Annotated in this window: 15 protein-coding genes; 6 read left to right on the forward strand and 9 right to left on the reverse strand. The window is 65.5% G+C overall.

Annotation, left to right across the window (positions count from 1 at the left end):
- Nucleotide 1: 1 nt before the first annotated feature.
- The gene (locus AB3X89_RS26645) at nucleotides 2-1,612 is read right to left on the reverse strand and encodes an ATP-binding protein (RefSeq protein WP_368585953.1); all 1,611 of its coding nucleotides are present in this window, start codon (nucleotides 1,610-1,612) and stop codon (nucleotides 2-4) included.
- 117 nt (nucleotides 1,613-1,729) lie between these two features.
- Between AB3X89_RS26645 and AB3X89_RS26650 the strand changes: the two genes are divergently transcribed.
- Nucleotides 1,730-2,065 carry a hypothetical protein gene (locus tag AB3X89_RS26650; protein ID WP_368585954.1) on the forward strand — a complete coding sequence of 112 codons (336 nt, stop codon included), beginning with the start codon at nucleotides 1,730-1,732 and terminating at the stop codon, nucleotides 2,063-2,065.
- Nucleotides 1,998-2,489 carry a hypothetical protein gene (locus AB3X89_RS26655; protein ID WP_013089382.1) on the forward strand — a complete coding sequence of 164 codons (492 nt, stop codon included), beginning with the start codon at nucleotides 1,998-2,000 and terminating at the stop codon, nucleotides 2,487-2,489. The genes AB3X89_RS26650 and AB3X89_RS26655 overlap by 68 nt, the downstream gene beginning before the upstream one ends.
- A 195-nt stretch (nucleotides 2,490-2,684) precedes the next feature.
- On the opposite strand, the gene AB3X89_RS26660 is transcribed toward AB3X89_RS26655, so the two are convergent.
- Both AB3X89_RS26660 and AB3X89_RS26665 read right to left on the reverse strand, forming a co-directional pair.
- Nucleotides 2,685-2,810: a hypothetical protein gene (locus AB3X89_RS26660; RefSeq protein WP_368585955.1), complete on the reverse strand. Its 126-nt coding sequence runs from the start codon at nucleotides 2,808-2,810 to the stop codon at nucleotides 2,685-2,687.
- Nucleotides 2,810-5,269: an AsmA family protein gene (locus AB3X89_RS26665; RefSeq protein ID WP_368585956.1), complete on the reverse strand. Its 2,460-nt coding sequence runs from the start codon at nucleotides 5,267-5,269 to the stop codon at nucleotides 2,810-2,812. Before AB3X89_RS26665 ends, AB3X89_RS26660 begins: the two co-directional genes overlap by 1 nt.
- A gap of 206 nt (nucleotides 5,270-5,475) precedes the next feature.
- On the opposite strand from AB3X89_RS26665, the gene AB3X89_RS26670 reads away from it, so the two are divergent.
- Both AB3X89_RS26670 and fetB read left to right on the forward strand, forming a co-directional pair.
- Nucleotides 5,476-6,216 (forward strand): ATP-binding cassette domain-containing protein, encoded by a 741-nt coding sequence (locus AB3X89_RS26670; RefSeq protein ID WP_368585957.1) that lies wholly within the window; start codon nucleotides 5,476-5,478, stop codon nucleotides 6,214-6,216.
- Nucleotides 6,213-7,019 (forward strand): iron export ABC transporter permease subunit FetB, encoded by an 807-nt coding sequence (gene fetB / locus AB3X89_RS26675; protein WP_368585958.1) that lies wholly within the window; start codon nucleotides 6,213-6,215, stop codon nucleotides 7,017-7,019. The genes AB3X89_RS26670 and fetB overlap by 4 nt, the downstream gene beginning before the upstream one ends.
- A gap of 72 nt (nucleotides 7,020-7,091) precedes the next feature.
- On the opposite strand, the gene AB3X89_RS26680 is transcribed toward fetB, so the two are convergent.
- Both AB3X89_RS26680 and AB3X89_RS26685 read right to left on the reverse strand, forming a co-directional pair.
- On the reverse strand, nucleotides 7,092-7,640 hold the full coding sequence (locus AB3X89_RS26680; RefSeq protein WP_368585959.1) for a DUF6013 family protein: 549 nt from the start codon (nucleotides 7,638-7,640) through the stop codon (nucleotides 7,092-7,094).
- A gap of 222 nt (nucleotides 7,641-7,862) precedes the next feature.
- Complete coding sequence (locus AB3X89_RS26685; protein WP_368585960.1) at nucleotides 7,863-8,879, reverse strand: zinc-binding alcohol dehydrogenase family protein; 1,017 nt, start codon at nucleotides 8,877-8,879, stop codon at nucleotides 7,863-7,865.
- Between the two features lie 112 nt (nucleotides 8,880-8,991).
- On the opposite strand from AB3X89_RS26685, the gene AB3X89_RS26690 reads away from it, so the two are divergent.
- Nucleotides 8,992-9,960: a LysR family transcriptional regulator gene (locus AB3X89_RS26690; RefSeq protein ID WP_368585961.1), complete on the forward strand. Its 969-nt coding sequence runs from the start codon at nucleotides 8,992-8,994 to the stop codon at nucleotides 9,958-9,960.
- A gap of 22 nt (nucleotides 9,961-9,982) precedes the next feature.
- On the opposite strand, the gene AB3X89_RS26695 is transcribed toward AB3X89_RS26690, so the two are convergent.
- The 4 genes from AB3X89_RS26695 to AB3X89_RS26710 all read right to left on the reverse strand — a co-directional run bounded on the left by AB3X89_RS26695 (nucleotide 9,983) and on the right by AB3X89_RS26710 (nucleotide 15,692).
- On the reverse strand, nucleotides 9,983-10,285 hold the full coding sequence (locus AB3X89_RS26695) for a hypothetical protein (RefSeq protein ID WP_368585962.1): 303 nt from the start codon (nucleotides 10,283-10,285) through the stop codon (nucleotides 9,983-9,985).
- Nucleotides 10,286-10,371: 86 nt separating this feature from the next.
- Nucleotides 10,372-13,197: a DNA ligase D gene (ligD, locus tag AB3X89_RS26700; protein ID WP_368585963.1), complete on the reverse strand. Its 2,826-nt coding sequence runs from the start codon at nucleotides 13,195-13,197 to the stop codon at nucleotides 10,372-10,374.
- 47 nt (nucleotides 13,198-13,244) lie between these two features.
- Nucleotides 13,245-14,255 (reverse strand): Ku protein, encoded by a 1,011-nt coding sequence (locus AB3X89_RS26705; RefSeq protein ID WP_368585964.1) that lies wholly within the window; start codon nucleotides 14,253-14,255, stop codon nucleotides 13,245-13,247.
- Nucleotides 14,256-14,456: 201 nt separating this feature from the next.
- The gene (locus tag AB3X89_RS26710) at nucleotides 14,457-15,692 is read right to left on the reverse strand and encodes a cytochrome P450 (protein ID WP_368585965.1); all 1,236 of its coding nucleotides are present in this window, start codon (nucleotides 15,690-15,692) and stop codon (nucleotides 14,457-14,459) included.
- 286 nt (nucleotides 15,693-15,978) lie between these two features.
- On the opposite strand from AB3X89_RS26710, the gene serB reads away from it, so the two are divergent.
- On the forward strand, nucleotides 15,979-16,818 hold the full coding sequence (gene serB / locus AB3X89_RS26715) for a phosphoserine phosphatase SerB (protein WP_368585966.1): 840 nt from the start codon (nucleotides 15,979-15,981) through the stop codon (nucleotides 16,816-16,818).
- Nucleotides 16,819-17,437 lie beyond the last annotated feature (619 nt).

A 17,437-nucleotide genomic window follows, 5' to 3' on the forward strand; every position in this document is an offset into this window, starting at 1 on the left:
CTCAGAAGCGCACCGGCTGCTCGGGCAGCACCACGAAAAAAGTCGAGCCGGCGCCTTCGGCCGATTCGACCCAGACGCGCCCGCCGTGCCGCTCGACCGTGCGCCGCACCACCGCGAGGCCGATCCCGTCGCCGCTCGCGACGTCTGCATGCAGACGCTGGAACGCGCGAAACACTTTCGATAAATACGCGGCCGGAATGCCGAGCCCATTATCGCGGACGTAATAGGTGCGCATACGGACCGCGCGCGGCTCGGTTTCATCGACGGGTTCGGGCGCCAGCGCGCCGACCTCGATGCGCCCGCTGCGCGCCGGATCGAGAAAAGTCAGCGCATTGCCGATCAGGTTGCTGAAGATCTGCTCGACCGCCGCCGGATCGCCCCATGCGGGCGGCAGCTCGCGCACCGTGACGCTCGCGGCGCGCTGCTCGATCGTGCCTTGCAGCCCATCGACGATCTGCGCCACCGCGCGCCCGACGCTGACCCGCTGCCATTGGTATTCGAGCCGTCCCGCGCGCGAGATGCGCAACAACGCGTCGATGATCGCCGCCGCGCGCGCAACCGCCGTGCGCAAATAGTGCAACGACTCGCGCACGTCGCCATCGAGAATCTGCGTCATGCGCCGCGCTTCGTTCTCAGGCAAGCGAGCCTGCCCGACGAGGCCGTCGAGTTCGTCGCACGACACGTGCAGTTCCTTCGAAAACCCTTGCAGATTGACGAGCGGCGAGCGCAGATCATGCGACACGCTGTAGATGAACATCTCGTTGTCCTGCGTTTCCTGGCGCAATTCCTCATTGACGCCCGCCAGTTCGCGCGCGCGTGCCTCGAGCTCCGTCTTCAGGGCCTGTTGCCCGGCTTCCGCCTCGCGCAGACGCGCATCGGTCTGATGCAGCACCGTGTCGAGCGCGGCGATTTCGTCGCTGCCCGACAACGGCGCCGCGAGCGGCCGGCCGCTGCCGAGCCGCTCGGCATTATCGGTCAGCACTTCGAGGCGCTGGCCGATGCCGCGCGCGAACACGAAGGCGGTGACCGCCCAGATCAGCATCGAGCTGAACGCCGCGGCGATCAGCGCGCGCTGCTGAAGCCCGCGACGCTCGCCGAGCGCGCTCGAGCGCTCGACATCGAGCACCGACGCCGCCGCGTCGAACTGGGCCAGCTCCTCGCGGAACACGGCGATCTGCTCCGGCAACTCGCCGGTTTCGAGCGCGATATAGGGACGTAGACTGCGCCCTTCGTGCAAGGCCTGCGAGATCGCCACACTGTGTGCGCGATACGCGTCGATCGCGCGCCGCATGCTGCGTACGCGCTCGGCCTGGGCCGGCGTTTCGGCTACGAGCGCATCGAGCTTCGCGAGCCGGTCGTTCAGGTCGACCCACACCGCGTGGCGGTCGATCAGCGACGCCTCGCCCGTCACCATCGCGGTGCGCACGCGCGCGGCCTGGCGCAGCAGCGGGTCGACGATGGCCGACGACTCGTAGAGGATCTGCTTGCTGTTGTCGACCCATCGCGCGGCCTGCGCGGTGCGCTCCTGGGTATCGAAGACGACCCCGAGCAGCGCGAGTTCGACCACGCTCGGTATCGCGATCAGCAGCAGGCCTTTGGTGAATAGTTTCATGGTTCCGTCAGGGCGTTCAGGCTGTGGTTCAGGCTGTCACTCGAACGGCGGGGCTCGCGCACACCCGTGGCGCCCTGTTAAGGCGGGCGCCGCGCGGCCGGACGGGCCATTATCGACGTGAACCAGAGATATTTCAACGGCGCGCCTGCAAGCGCTCGACCACACAAAAATGACTTTTTTATTGGGATGGGATGTTTTTTCGGCGCCGCCTGCGTCTATGATGGAGACAAGGTGTGCTGGGATGCGAATGCGCGCGGCGAGGCGGTTCGGCATGATTCGTGCGGGAGCGGTGGAGCGATGCAGCAGCGTCGAATCATCGTGAATCCGGCCTTGTCGTATGCTATAAAAGATCGACGTGCGGCGCGCGAAAGCCGGGAGTGGTCGCATGAGGACGCAGCGTTTCTTGCAATTCTTTTTCAGGCGAATTTTTATGTCCTTCCCGAAAAAGCGTAGACGCGCGAAGGTGGACGGCGACGAGTCGTTCCTCGCGGTTCTGCGGCATTTCAAGCCGTTCGGTCAACTCGACACCAAGATTGCGCGGGCTCGCGCGCAGGACGAACCGGTGCTCTATGCACACGTACTGCCCGGACTCGACGTACTTCTATGCAGTGTGCGCGGCGCGCAGCCGCCCTACCCCGCACCAGCCGAATTGCGGCGGCGCTGCATCGAATCCATAACCAACGCACTGGAGCAACCGCTCGATGGTCTCGAGAACGGCGGCTACTGGTACGAGGCCGACGGCTTCGGCTTCCTCGTGTTCGCGAGTCGTGCGCGCGGCAAGATTCTGACGGAGTTCGGCGCGACGCGGATCGGTACTCGCCGCGGCGTGCGTCGCCAGGATGCGTCGGGCGATGCAACACCGCGCTCGCTCAGATAGCGCCGATCCGATACCCTGAAGTTCAGGGTTACTGACAGGTCGTTTCGTCGTCATCCATCGGCGGTTTCGACAGCCGGTGTCGTCACGCATCGCTGGCGTCTTCGGTGGCGCTGCGCTGCTTTCCTGTCCGCTTCATTGCATTGAAACACGGGCTTTCACGGCCGCCGCGCGCAGTTGCGCGCGGCATCGTGCCATTCATTCGGCCATCGCATCATCGACGCGCTCGCGCGCGGTCGGCACGCTGATCGGCCACAGAAAGATCACGCACAGGCCGCCGCCGAGGCCCCAGTTCAACGAGTCCACCGGCAAAACCGACAACATCAGCTGCCCTTGTATTCGGCCGCGCTCGCCGGCGACTGTGTCGCGGGCTTGCGATTGCTATCCGTCGCGGCCGGCGACGACGCGCCGCCCGAGGACTTGTTGACCGGCGCGCCCTCCAGCGACATCGGCGCCTTCGGCTGTTGCGTCACGCCCGGCGGCGGCGCCTTCGGCATCTGCCGCACCTGCGCGAGCAGTTGCGTGCACGGCAGCGGCTTGTTGTTGCTCGGCGCGAGCAGCGGGATCAGCGCCGCGAACGGATTGATCAGCCCGAGCCCGACCGCCGCGCCGCCACGCAGTGCGAGCGCGGCCGCATTGACGCCGACGTGCGGGTCCTTGAAGGTGCCTTTCACGTACAGCGGCGAGCGCAGCGAAAAGACCCGGAAGCCCTTCGTATGCGGATGCACGCCGAGGTCCATCGTTTCGTCGCGCAGATTGATGTGACCGTCGATGTTGATCACCGCATCGCCGGTATCGAGCGCGAACACGCGCGCTTCGAGCACGCCATCGGTCGCGACGAAATCGGCGGCCGCGCAGTTGATCTTCACGTCGCGATTGCCGAACAGCTTTTCATAGACCACGTTCGCGACGTTCAGGCCGGCCGCCTCCATCAGCAGACGGCTCACGGTGCCCTCGGTCACGAGCGCCTTCAGCTCGCCGTTCGAAGTCGCGGCGAGCGCCGCCGGAGAGTTGCCGGTCGCGGACAGTGACGCGTCGCCGTTGATCTCGCCGAGCGCGCTCTGCATCGTCTTGAAGTTCGGGAACAGTTGCTTGAGCTTCAGATGCCGCGCCGACATCGCGAAGCGCCCCTTCAACGGCGCCCCGCTGCCATCGAGATAAATGTCCGACGCGAGCGAGCCGCCCGCGACGCCGAATTTCAGCGGCACCAACGACAGCACGCCGTCGGTCATCACAACGTGCGTGTACAGATCCGTGATCGGCAAATTCGAGTTCTTGATGATGCGCCGGCCGGTGAACTTGACGTCGGCGTCGATCGCCTTCCAGCGGTCGGTGCGAAACTCCTCGACCGGCAGCGCGCGGTTGCCCGGCTGCGCGGCCGCGCCGCCGCGCTTCGCCTTGCTCGCCTTCGAATCGGCGCCGATCACCGGCGCAAGATCCGAAAACTGCAGCAGATGCGACTCGAGTTCGCCCTTCAGCAGCGGACGCGGCTGGCGGCCGGTATAAGTCAACGAACCGTTCAGATCGCTGCCGCCGACCCGGCCTGTAAAGTTTTCATACGTGAACACGTTGCCGCTCGATTTGAACCGGCCGATCAGATGGCCCTCGGTCGCGTACGGCGGGGTCTCGGGCAAGGTCACACCGGTCAGCGAATACAGCCGCGCCATGCTGTTGCCTTGCAGCCAGAGACGCAGATCGAGCGCCGCGAGATGCGCCGGATCGGTGACCGTGCCGACGAAGGCGATATGCAGGTCACCGGCTTTCACGTCGGCCTGCACCGGGAACGGCCGGTTCGCGTCCTGCAGCGCGAGCACGCCGCCGAGCTTGCCGCTGCCGGACACCGGCGTGCGGTTGTAGGTGCCCTTGACGGTCCAGGCGATCGCATAGAGCGGTGTCGCGCGTGGCGCGCCGGGTGCGGTGCCGCTCGCGGCCGAGACGGCCGCAGACGTGCTGGCGCTCTCGCTGGCCGCGCCGCTCGTCGCAAGCGCGCCTGATGTTGCGCCCGGGCCCGAGGCTGCCGACGCCTGCGCCGGGGTCTGAACTTCGGACGCCGCCGCTGCGGAAGCCGCCTTCGCTTCCGAAGCCGCCTGCGCTTCGGCCTGTGCGGCAAGCTTGCTCGCACCCGCGCGGCCGACCGCCTGCGCCGACGCGCTGCGCGAGGCCGCCTCCTGCTGCTTCAACGCGTCGCCGATCGGGATCGGCTGCCCGAGCGTATCGACGACCATCTGCACCTCGACCTTCTTCTGCTGATCCGACAGCGCGATATTGCCCTTCGCGAACGCGATATCGTGCAGATCGAGCTTCCACTCGGATGGCCCGGTCGACGACGGCAGTTTGAAGGTCCAGTTATTGCGCCCGTCGACAAGACGTTCGAGATCGACGAATGGATTCACGAGGTTGATCGCCGGAATCACGATGTCGTGCGTGAGCAGCGGCAACACCTCGACCTCGAAGTCGATTTCGTCGAGTGTCGCGAAGTGCGGCTGTTTGGCCCAGTCGGGATTGCCGATCGTGATATTGGCCGCCGAAAAGCGCGGCCAGGGCACCCAGCCGCGCCAGCCGGTTTCGCCGACCGCATGACGCCAGCCCACCTTCAGATCGCCGTGGATCGCGAACGGCCGGCCGATCGCCTGGCTCACCTTGTCGTCGATGTAAGGCCGCGCGCGGTTCCAGTCGAAGGTCAGGATGAAGATGACGAGCGCGACGATCAGGATGACGAGCACGGCCAGCAGCCATGCAAGGATTTTTCCGACCCGTCGTCCGATGCTGCTCGACACTGCCATTGAAAGGCTCCGCGTGTTGTTCTACGTTGTGCACCGTGCAGCAGTTATCGTGCCTGGCGCGTGGCAATGAATCGTCGAGCCGGTGGGTTGTGTGCGCTATTGCGCCTCGTCGTTTTATCATGGCGCACGCTTTGCCGACAGACCGACCGGCGCATTGACGCCGTCGCGCCGGCACGAAGCGACACCCTCCCCACGACGTTCCAACCATGACCGATGTTCCCCTCCTCCTCGCCGACGGCATCGTGCGGCGTGATGCGCAGCGCGGCCAGACGCTGTTGCAGCAGACCACCTTCGCGCTGCGCGCCGGCGAGCGCGTCGCGATCACCGGACCGTCCGGCTCCGGCAAGAGCGTGTTCCTGCGCGCGCTCGCGCTGCTCGATCCGATCGATGCGGGGCGCATCTTGTGGCATGGTGCGCCGCTCGTGCGAGCGGCGATTCCGCGCTATCGGCGCGGCGTCGCGTATATCCGGCAGCGGCCCGCGCTGATCGACGGCAGCGTCGAAGACAATCTGCGCTATCCATTCGAGCTGCGCGCGTATCGCGACGCGCGCTTCGATCACGTGCGAGCGGCCAGGCTTGCGATGCAGGCCGGCCGCGGCGAGGACTTTCTCGGCAAGCGCGCAAGCGAATTATCGGGCGGCGAAGCGCAGATCGCCGCGCTGATCCGGGTGCTGCAACTCGCGCCCGAAGTGTTGTTGCTCGACGAGCCGACCGCGTCGCTCGACCCGGCTTCATCGCGCGCAATCGAAGCGCTCGTGCAGGCATGGTTCGATGCCGCGCCGGGCGCGCACGCATCGATATGGGTATCGCACGATCCCGAGCAGGCGGCACGCATGAGCGAACGGCATCTGACGATGCGCGCCGGCGTGCTGGCCGAACACACCACGGTGCGGCGCGACGCGGACCAACGCGATGCCGCGGAGCTGCGCCGGGAGTCCCGCTCATGAGCCTGCAGAATCTGAGCTTGTGGGACGTCGCGATTGCGACGCTGCTGATCGTCGTGAACGGCGCGGTGTCGGTCGCGCTGAAGCTCGATCTCGAACGCAAGCTCGCATGGGCGGCGGTGCGCACCGTGGTCCAGTTGCTCGCGATCGGCTATGTGCTCGGCTGGGTGTTCAGTTTCGCTCGCTGGTACGTGGTGCTGCCGCTGATGATCGTGATGACGCTGATCGCGGGTTTCGCCGGCGCGCAGCGCGGCAGCCATACCTATGCCGGACAACGCGCGGACAGCGTGCTGTCGATCTGGGTCAGCTCGTGGCTCGTGGCCGCGGTGGGGTTGTTCGTCGTGATCCGCATCCATCCGTGGTACGAGCCGCAATATGCGATTCCGATTCTCGGCATGATCCTCGGCAACACGCTGACCGGTGTATCGCTCGGCATCGAGCGGATGACCGAGGAGCTGACCGCGCGGCGCGACCGCGTCGACATGGCGCTCGCGCTCGGCGCGACACGCTGGGAGGCCGCGCAGGCGCCGGCGCGTCAGGCGGTGCGCGCGGGCATGATGCCGACGTTGAATCAGATGGCGGTGGTCGGCGTGGTCAGTTTGCCGGGCATGATGACCGGCCAGGTGCTGGCCGGGCAATCTCCATTGCAGGCGGTGCGCTATCAGATCGTCATCATGTTTCTGATCGCGGCGGCGTCGGCGCTGGGGACGGTGGGCGCGGTGCTGCTCACGTACAGGCGACTGTTTTCGGCTGAGCATCAGTTCTTGCCGGCGCGGCTCGTCGAGCGTGACGCACGCAAAGGATGACTCACCGGGATGACGCGCTCAAGCGTGCTACGGCTCGCGCACGCGGCCATCACGCCGCGTGCGCTCGACCGTTCAACGCTTAGCGGTGATGGCCACCTCAGTGCCATCGCTCAGCGTCAGCGTTTTCGTCGTGCCGTTGACCGGCATCGTGAAACGCACGATCTGACTCATACGCACATCGTTCGGACACTTGAGCGTCTTGCCGCCGCTCGTCACGGTTTTGACACCGTGCGGCGTCTGCGCCTGGAAGCTCAGCTGTACGGTCGCGGTGCCGTCGCTCGCCACCACCGGTGCGAGTCGGATCTGCGTCTGGCGAATCATCGCGCCATTCTCGTCGACCGGCAGCGACGCATAGTCCGGGCATGCATCGGTAGCGGGCACCGGACCGCCGGGCGGCACGGTCTTCCAGGTGAAGTCGTCCGTTTCTCCCGAGCGGATCGTGCGGGTCTCCTGGGAATTGCCGAACTGTTTCGACGTGACGCGAACGGTGTAGCGGATCGGACCGTCGAGCGCGGCCTTGTTGGTCACCGTGATCGGCGTGGCTGCGTGAGCAGCCGGCACGAGCGCGCAAGCGAGAGAAGCGACAACCGAAACGGCGGAGAGTTTGAAGCTGAAGCTCATACTGTCACCTCGTTGTTGTGCCGCTGCGCGCTCGCGTCGACGCGACTGCCCGTGCACTGCCGAGGCCCGGCCGGTTCACACTGGCTAGCCTCGCCGCAAGACACGCAACCGTTTTGGCATGCTGCGTCGTCAGTCTAACGCCAAGCGCGCTGGCGCGCGTGTCGTGTCGGCTCGGGTGTTAACCCGCTTGCGGCGACGCGCTTTCTGCGCGTCGATTTCATCTCAGAAGCCGGTCAGCACCAGCTTGCCGATCGCGCGTCCTGCTTCGAGCAACTGATGCGCGCGGCGCAGATTCTCCGCGTTGATGCGGCCCAGGTCCTGGCCGAGCGTCGTGCGCAACGTGCCCGCGTCGACGAGGCGCGCGACCTCGGTCAGCAGCTTGTGCTGCTCGATCATGTCGGGCGTGCCGAACATCGAGCGCGTGAACATGAATTCCCAATGAAACGCGGCGCTCTTCGCCTTCAGCAATTCGACCGGCACCGCGGCGCTGTTCTCGACGATCGTGCAGATACCGCCTTGCGGTTTGATCAGTTGGGCGGCAGCGGGGAAATTGCGGTCGGTGTCGTTGAAGATCAGCACGTAGTCGACCTCTTCGATGCCAAGCTCTTTCATCTGCGCAGGCAGATCGCCGAAGTGATCGACGACGTGATCCGCGCCGAGCTCACGTGCCCATTTCGCCGATTCGGGCCGCGACGCGGTTGCGATCACCTTCAGCTTGCCGAGCTGTTTCGCGAGCTGGATGCCGATCGAGCCGACCCCGCCCGCGCCGCCGAAAATCAGCACCGTGCGGCCTGCGTCGGCGCCCTGCGGCGATACGCCGAGGCGGTCGAACAAGGCTTCCCATGCGGTGATCGCGGTCAGCGGCAACGCAGCCGCGTGCGTGAAATCGAGCGACGCCGGCTTGTGTCCGACGATCCGTTCGTCCACCAGATGAAACTCGCTGTTGGCGCCAGGCCGGGTAATGCTGCCCGCATAAAACACCGGGTCGCCGACCTTGAACAGCGTGACCTCGGGACCGGCTGCGACGACGGTGCCGGCCGCATCCCAGCCGAGCACGCGCGGCGTCTTCTCGACGCTGTCTTTCGGCGCGCGCACCTTGGTGTCGACCGGGTTCACGGAAATCGCTTCGACCTTGACCAGCAGATCGCGGCCGCTCGCTTCGGGTTTCGGGATCTCGACGTCGACGAGCGCTTCGGCGTGATCGATTGGCAGATAACGGTAGAGTCCGACGGCTTTCATGGCTGCTCCTTGTGGGTTCGGTTGATGTGCAAGCATGACCAGAATCGTAAGACGGTTCTTATTCTGTTAAAACAGTCATAATCACTGAAACATTTTTTTGTTTCCCAGAATAATGAACGATTCAAGTCCGGCTGGCCGGTCCCTGCCCAGCGAGCGCGAACGGCTCGACCTGCTCGATGTCGCGCTGTTCGTGCGCGCCGCGCTGCTTGCCAACGTGTCGGCGGCCGGGCGCGAGTTCGGTTTGTCGGCGGCGGTCGCGAGCGCGCGGATCGCGCAACTCGAAAAGCTGCTCGGCGCGCGCTTGCTGCATCGGACCACGCGCCGCATCAGCCTCACCCAGGACGGTGAAGTGTTCATGACGCGCGCCGAGGCGCTGCTCGACGCGGCCGCCGCCGCGCGCGCATCGGTCGGCCGCGCGCAGGCGGAGCCGCAGGGACGGCTGCGCGTGACGATGCCGTCTTCGTTCGGGCGCCAGCATGTGTCGCCGGTGATCAGCGAGTTTCTGCGCCGCTATCCGGGCGTCAGCGTCGATCTGCGCCTAACGGATCAGGTGGTCGATCTGGTCGACGCGGGCATCGATGTCGCGATCCGCGTCGGCGTGCTGAAGGATTCGTCGCTGGTCGCGCGGCGGCTCGCGGTGAATCGCCGCGTGCTGTGCGCGGCCCCCGCCTATCTGGCCGCGCACGGCACGCCGCATCATCCGTCGGATCTGGCGCGGCACGAGTGCATCATTTTGTCGGAGCAGCGCGACTGGCGTTTCGTGACGCCCACTGGCCCGCTCGACGTGCGCGTGAGCGGCCGCCTCGTCACCGACAACGGCGAGGTGATTCGCGACGCGCTGCTCGCGGGCTTCGGCATCGCGCTGAAATCGACATGGGACGTGGCGCCCTATCTGCGCAGCGGCGAACTCGTCAGCGTGCTCGACAGCTATCCGCTCGCGGACGACGTCGCGATCTGGGCCGTGTACCCGAGCCGCGCGTTCATGCCGCCGAAGACGCTCGCATTCATCGACTTCGTCGCCGCGCATTTCGGCGATCCGCCGTATTGGGATCGTGAGCCGGTTGGAGCGGCGGGCGCGTAAGCGTCACGCCCGTTAAGCGGCGTCAGCGCTTGCCGCCCTTCGCGCCGCCCTGCTTGCGATCCGAGTTCACATCGGTATGCGAGTCGTTCTGCGTGCGCTGCTGATACTCGCCGCCGCCGCGGCGGTCGGTATCCTGCAAGCCATGCTCGATATCCTCATGCGCCTGCTTGCCGACATGGCGCGGATTGTCTTCGTGCTGTGACTCCGGATGCTGGTCGGTTTCATGCGGCAGCGGCGCCGCGGCTTCCTGCAACGACTCCGGGTCCTTGTTCGCGTGCGGGTCGGCTTGCGAGTCGCCATCTGTCGATTGCGGCTGGGTCTTCATTGCATTGCTCCTTCGCGAAGCGCGTTCGCGCACTGAGTGCGCACGGCGAATTCGCGGGTTGATTCAGCCACCTGGACGAGCGCGCATCACGCGACGCCCAGACGTTTTTTCATCGCCGCGGTGATGCGCTGACGGGTCTTCGCATAGTCGGCCCACGGGTCGTTCGAGAGGCCGTCCACGCGCTCGTGGACGTTGCGGATGCCCCATTGATCGCCGCTCGTCGTGCTGTCGAGTTCGTCCCACGCGAGCGGCACCGACACGCCGAGTCCCGGCCGCGCCCGCGCCGAGAACGCGGCCACCGTGCTGGAGCCGCGGTTGTTGCGCAGATAGTCGATGAAGATTTTCTTCTTGCGATTCTGCGCGCCCATCTTCGCGCTGAAATACTGCGGCAGCGTCGTCGCCATATGCTGTGCGACCGCCTGCGAGAAATCCTTCACTTCGTCCCAGCCGGCCTGCTTCGCGAGCGGCACGACCACGTGCAAGCCCTTGCCGCCGCTCGTCTTGACGAACGACTTCAGGCCCAGTTCGTCGAGCAGCGAGCGGGTCAGTTGCGCGGCCTCGACCATCCGTTCCCAGCCGAGCGACGGGTCCGGGTCGAGATCGAACACCATCCGATCGGGCTTTTCGATATTCGACGCGAGCGCATTCCACGTGTGAAATTCGACGGTGCCCATCTGCGCGGCGCCGACCAGTGCGGCGAGCGTGTCGACCGTGATCAGCGCCGGATGGCCCGGGTCGAGTCCTTCGTGCTGCGTGACGTTTGGAATCGACAGCTTCTGGCTGTGCTTCTGGAAGAACAGCTCGCCGCCGATATCCTCGGGCGCGCGCACCAGCGCGACAGGCCGCTCGCGCAGATGCGGCAGCATCCATTCGGCGATTGATTCGTAGTACTGCACCAGTTCGAGCTTGCTTGCGCCGCTGCTCTTGTCGATCACGCGATCGGGATGCGAGATGCGCACGCCGGCGATTTCGCTTTGCGTGCGCGAGCGTGTTGCCGCGGTTCGGGCGGACGCGCGTTCCGTCACGGCAGGCGTGGCGGTCTTGGCGGTCTTGCTGGTTTTCGTGGCTGCGCGCTTTTTCGGCGCGCCTGGTTGCCGCGTATCGTCGGCGGCGGTTTCGGTTTGCTGTTGCACGTCGGCTCCTTGTCGGGCGGTTTCCCTGACGATCTGGCGCGCCGGTTTGTCGTCGCGCAAACTGACGAAAGACGCCTGGCGCACGATGCCATCGCTCGTCCATTCGGCGAAGTTGCATTCGGCGACGAGCACCGGCTCGACCCAATGCACGGGCGTGCGGCTGCGCTCACGCGGCGCGCTCGCGAACGGCATGCGCTTGCTCGTGTGCGCGTCGAGCGCCTGTTTGACCGAGCGCAGCAACCCGGCGTCGAAGCCGGTGCCGACACGTCCCGCGTACTGCAGTTGGCCGTCGGCGTCGTAGACACCGAGCAGCAGCGCGCCGAACGCCTCGCGGCTGCCGGCCGGCTCCGAATAGCCGCCGATCACGAACTCCTGGCGGCGCCGGCACTTCAGCTTGATCCACGACGGCGCGCGGCCCGACACATAGCGGCTGTCGCGCCGCTTGCCGATGATGCCTTCGAGCCCCATGTCGCACGCGCTCTTGAGCAGCTCGCCGGCGCTGAACGCGAAGTCGTTCGAAAAGCGCAGCACGCGATCGTCGACGCCTTCGAGCAGCGCGCGCAGAATCGCGCGGCGCTGTTCCAGCGGCACGCCGCGCAGGTCGTAGCCGTTCAGGAACGGCAGATCGAACAGATAGATCACGATGTCCTGCGGGCGATGCGCATCGAACGCGTTTTGCAGCAACTGGAAGCTCGGCACGTCGCGTTCATCGAGCACGACCGCTTCGCCGTCCAGCCACGCGCTTTGCATGTCGAGCCCGGCGATGGCCTCGATCTGCTTGCTGAACCTGGTGGTCCAGTCGTTGCCGTTGCGCGTGAAAACGCTGACGGCACCAGCCTTCTTTTTCGACGCGTGGTCGATGCGCGCGAGCACGCGGTAGCCGTCGAACTTGATTTCGTACAACCAGTCGTCGCCAGGCGGCGCAGTGTCGACGAGCGTCGCCAGCTCCGGCGTCAGGCTCGCGGGCAGCGCGGCTTTGACCGCGCCTTCGATCGATGGCGATGCGGCGAGTTCGCGTAACGACTGCGCGGTACGCGTCGCGACGATGTCGGGGCGTTTGGGATCGGCTGCGCGGCGCGAGGATGCGGATTGCGACGGCCGGCCCGCGCTCGTGACCTTGCCGTCGCCCGAGGTTTTCGTCTGCGCTTTCGCTTGCTTCGTTTTCCTGCCTTTCGAAGCGCCGTCGGCCAGCACGCTGCCGGGCAGCTCTTTCAGCACGTCGTAGTCGCTTTCGTCGCGCGCTTCCTCGTCGCGCTCCTTGATCAGCAGCCATTGCTCCTTGTCGCCGCTGCCGCGCATATGGCTGCGTACCAGCGTCCAGCCGCCGTGCAGCTTCTCGCCGTGCAAATGAAACTTGAGCTTGCCGGCCGCGTACGAGCGCGCGGCTTCGGCCACGCCGCCCGCCGGCTCCCACGTGCCGCGATCCCACACGATCACGGTCCCCGCACCGTAGTTGCCCGGCGGAATCTCGCCCTCGAAGGTACCGTATTCGACCGGATGATCTTCGACGTGCACCGCGAGCCGCTTGACCGACGGGTCGAGGCTCGGCCCCTTCGGAACCGCCCACGACAGCAGCGCGCCGTTCAGTTCGAGCCGGAAGTCGTAGTGCAGACGCCGCGCGTCGTGCTCCTGGATCACGTAGGACAGTGTGTCGGGCGCGGCACGCGTCGCGCTCTTGCCCGTCTTGCTAGCCGCGCGCTTGCGGGTCGTCGCGCCGGATGGCTCCGGCGTGTCTTCGAAGCGGCGCTTGCGGTGATAGAGCTCGAGTCGGTCGTTCATGGCGATGACTCCGGTGCGTGAGTGCGATAGGCGGGTCGGCCGCGCGTTCAGGCCGCCGCGCGCCGTTTGCGCGACGTTGCGGTGGTTTTCGAAGTGGTGCGGGCGCTGCTGCCACTACCGCTGCGACTGCGCGCGGTGCTCGTCGCGCGAGCCTTTTTGCGCGCGGGCGCGGCCGCCTCTTCATCGGACTCGGCTTCGCTATCGGCCTGATCCTCGTCCTCGCCGGCGGCGCGCTTGCGGCCAGTGGCCGTCTGCTTGCCCTTGCCGCGGCCGAGGCTGCGTTTGAGCAGATCGGACAGGTCGAGAATGTCGGCGGACTTGCGCGACTCGTGCGGCGTTTCGACCTCGGTGACCTCCTCGGTCTTGCCTGCCTGGATCTTGCGCTCGACGAGCGCCATGATGTCGTCGCGAAACGTGTCGTGATACTGCATCGGGTCCCACGTCTCGCTCATGTCGTCGATCAGCTTTTTCGCCATGTCGAGTTCTTTGGCCGACACGCCGGCGGCCTTCATGCCTTCGGGCGGCACCTTGAATTCGTCGAGGCTGCGCACCTCGTCGGCCCAGCGCAGCGTGTTCAGCGCGAGCATCGGACCGAGCGGAATCAGCGCGGCCAGATGCTGCTTGTTGTGCAGCACGACGCTCGCGACGCCGATCTTGCCCGAGGCCGTCATCGCCTCGCGCAACAACGCATAGACTTTTTCGCCCTTGCGGTCGGGCGTCAGGAAATACGGCGTGTCGAGATAGAGAAACGAGATATCGGCTGCGTCGACGAACGCGAGGATGTCGACCGTCTGCGTCGACTCGGGATTCGCCGAGCGGATTTCGTCGTCCGACAGTACGACGTAGCGATCCTTCTCGTATTCGAAGCCGCGCACGATGTTCTCACGGGTCACGTCCTTGCCGGTGCGCTTATTGATCTGCTTGTAGCCGATCGGGTCGATCGTGCGCTTGTCGAGCAGATTGAAGCCGACCTTTTCCGACTGCGTCGCCGGATAAAGCTGCACCGGTACGTGAACCAGCCCGAAACTGATTGCGCCCTTCCAGATCATATGTGCCATCGCGCGCTCCCCTGTCCCATGGCCCTGAGATATCAGGCGAAGCAGCAAGCGTGCCCGCGTTTTGGCGGGTTTTGCGCTGCTGCCACGCTTAAAGCATGCGCCGGTCCGCTCGGCGGCGTGCTGTCATGAGGCTGTAAGTCTTGCGACGAAGCGGCAAAAGCTACGGCTGTCCTTGTTCGCGCGCGCTACCCGGAGGTCGTATCAAGGCTCGAGCAGGACCGGCACGGACGCAAACCCGCGAAACCGCACGCGCCCGCCCCGCGTCGGCTCGCCATCGACGCGATACGCCGGGAAGCGCCGCACGAAGCGCCCGATCGCAATCCGCGCCTCCAGCCGCGCCAGCGACAGGCCCGCGCACTGATGAATCCCGAAGCCGAAAGCGAGATGCCGGTTCGGATCGCGGCGAATGTCGAAGCGGTCCGGCTCGGCAAACTGCTCGGGATCACGATTGGCCGCGCCGATGCACAGCGTGACCGGCGTGCCGCGCGCGACCGCGACGCCGCCGATCTCGGTATCGACCGTGGTCATGCGGTTGCCGAGCTGGTTCGAACTTTCGAAGCGCAAACACTCCTCGACCGCGGTGCCGATCAACTCGGGCTCGCGCAGCAGCGCGGCACGCTCGTCAGGCCATTGGCTCAGCGTCACGAGCCCGTTGCCGATCAGGTTGGTGGTCGTTTCGTGCCCCGCGTTCAGGATGAAAATGCAGTTCTGCAGCAGCTCGGCCTCCGATAGCTGATCGTGCGGGCCCTCGCCCTGAATCAGCCGCGTCAGCACGTCGTGCTGCGGATCGCCGGGCTCGCGGCGGCGGCGTGCGACGAGGCCGCGCAGATAGTCGACGAATTCGCTGACCGCGCGATTGCCGCGCTCGAACTGCGCGTCACTCAGCGACGGCTCGAGCGCGCCGAGTATCGCGAGCGACCAGTCTCGCAGCGGCGCGCGTTCGTCGTGCGGCACGTCGAGCAGATTGCCGATGACCTCGACCGGAATCGCCGACGCGAACTCGCCGATCAGATCGATCCGCCTGCGCTGCGCGGCCGCATCGAGCAGGTCGTCGACGAGCCGGATCAACGCGGGCTCCATCGCCGCGATCGCGCGCGCGGTCAGTGCGCCGGCGATCAGCTTGCGCACGCGAGTATGGCGCGGCGGATCGTTGAACACGAGGCTCGTGGTGTGATGCGCGTAAAGCGGCGAGTCGCCGTATTTCGGGCGGAACTCGACGGTCTTGTCGGAACTGAAGGTCTTCGGGTCGCGGTAGACCGCCTGGACGTCGCGAAAGCGCGTCAGGAACAGCGAGCCGTCGGGCATGCGGCGGATCGGCTCATAGGTGCGCAGTGCGCGATAGACCGGATAGGGATCGGCGTAGAACGCGGGACTCAGATGACGCAGATCGAAGTCGCGGGCAAGGGAGGAAGCGTCGCTGGCGGTTGCCGGGGTCATGCGTTGTCTCCGTGGGGCGTCTTGTTGCGCCTGTGATGTGGCGGGTTCGTGTGACCGTATTTGTTCGGTCTGTTCCGTTACGGCGATACGCAGACCGCCGACTTCAATCAACCTGACGACGACTGCGCCACACGATTCGATGCGTCAGTATGAACTGTGCGCTGCCGGAGCGCACGGCCAACCGGCCCGCTACGGCCGCCCGCGACGGCGCGGCGGACAGAACCGATACAATAGCGGGATTTTCCGCGCGCCACGCGCCTCTTTCTTCCCGCGTCACTGGTCGTCCATGAACCTCGTCATTCAAAGCGTCGCCCCCCTTTCCGCCGACCACCACAAAACACTCGCCGCGCTCGCGCGCGGCTCGCAACCCGCCGTCATCGACGAGAACGCGATTCGCATCGCCGGCGCGACCCTCGCGCAACGCGCCGACGTCGAAGCGTATTGCTACACGCATCAACTCGACTACGCGTTTGTCGAAGCCGGCCGCCAGTTGCGCGACTTCGGACTCGTCGCGATGGACATGGATTCGACGCTGATCACGATCGAGTGCATCGATGAAATCGCCGATTTCTGCGGGCTCAAAGCCGAAGTCGCGGCGATCACGGAGGCTGCGATGCGCGGCGAGATCAAGGACTTCAACGAAAGCCTGACGCGCCGCGTCGCGCTGCTCAAGGGGCTCGACGCCAGCGCGCTCGAACGCGTGTACGAAGAGCGGCTGCAGTTGTCGCCGGGCGCCGAACGCATGCTCGCCGGCGCGAAACAGGCGGGCCTGAAAACGCTGCTCGTGTCGGGCGGCTTCACGTTCTTCACCGCGAAGCTGAAGGCGCGCCTCGGCCTCGATTTCACGCGTGCGAACACGCTTGAAATTGTGGACGGCAAGCTGACCGGCAAGGTGATTGGCGAGATCGTCAATGCCGACGTGAAAGCGCGCACGCTGCGCGAAACCTGCGCGACGCTCGGGATCGAGCCTTCGCGCGCCATTGCGATGGGTGACGGCTCGAACGACCTGAAAATGATGGCCGAAGCGGGACTTTCCGTTGCATTCCGCGCGAAGCCGGTGGTGCGCGAAGCAGCCAGCGTGTCGTTCAATTTCGTTGGACTGGACGGGTTGCTGCGGTTGTTTTGAGGCTGGTGCTTAAAGGGTTCGTTATCGCGTCGGCACAACGACCGACGCGTTGGCGAAATGCGCGAACCGTGTTGTTATCGGTTGAAAATGGCCGGCAGAAACAGGGCGAACATGCCGATGGAAATCAGGATGTCGAAGATCAACACGCCCTTCATGATGCGGTCGTGATTTTTGCCTATTTCCAACGACAGGATAAATTGTTTCATAAGAGGTAAATGTGTAGGGCCGCGAACAGAAACGCCGCCAGGCGGATCGTGAAAATCGACGCGCTTATCGCCCCACGTGAAAGCGCGCCAACCATGGACTCGGTCTGCCTGTCATCGAGAGCGGTGACGAAGCCATCCTGCCGCACCTTGAGCAAGCATGCCATCACGGCCGTGGGGCAATGCGCCAGCCATACGCGGGCGCAACGAGCGCAAGCGTAAAAATCGGCCCAACAATCGGCACCGCGAGATTCAGCAACACCCAGAAGAAAAGATTCATCGAAGCCCCTCCCCGAGCGCGGCAACGTTATTCGGCAAGCACACGATCGTAGCGTCGCGCACCCGTATCGAACATTCGGGCAATCGGTCAGATCTGCTCGATACTCCGGGCAACAAAAAAGCCCGCCGGGAACGCA

The organism is Paraburkholderia sp. BR14320 (assembly GCF_040948665.1).
GTDB lineage: Bacteria > Pseudomonadota > Gammaproteobacteria > Burkholderiales > Burkholderiaceae > Paraburkholderia > Paraburkholderia youngii.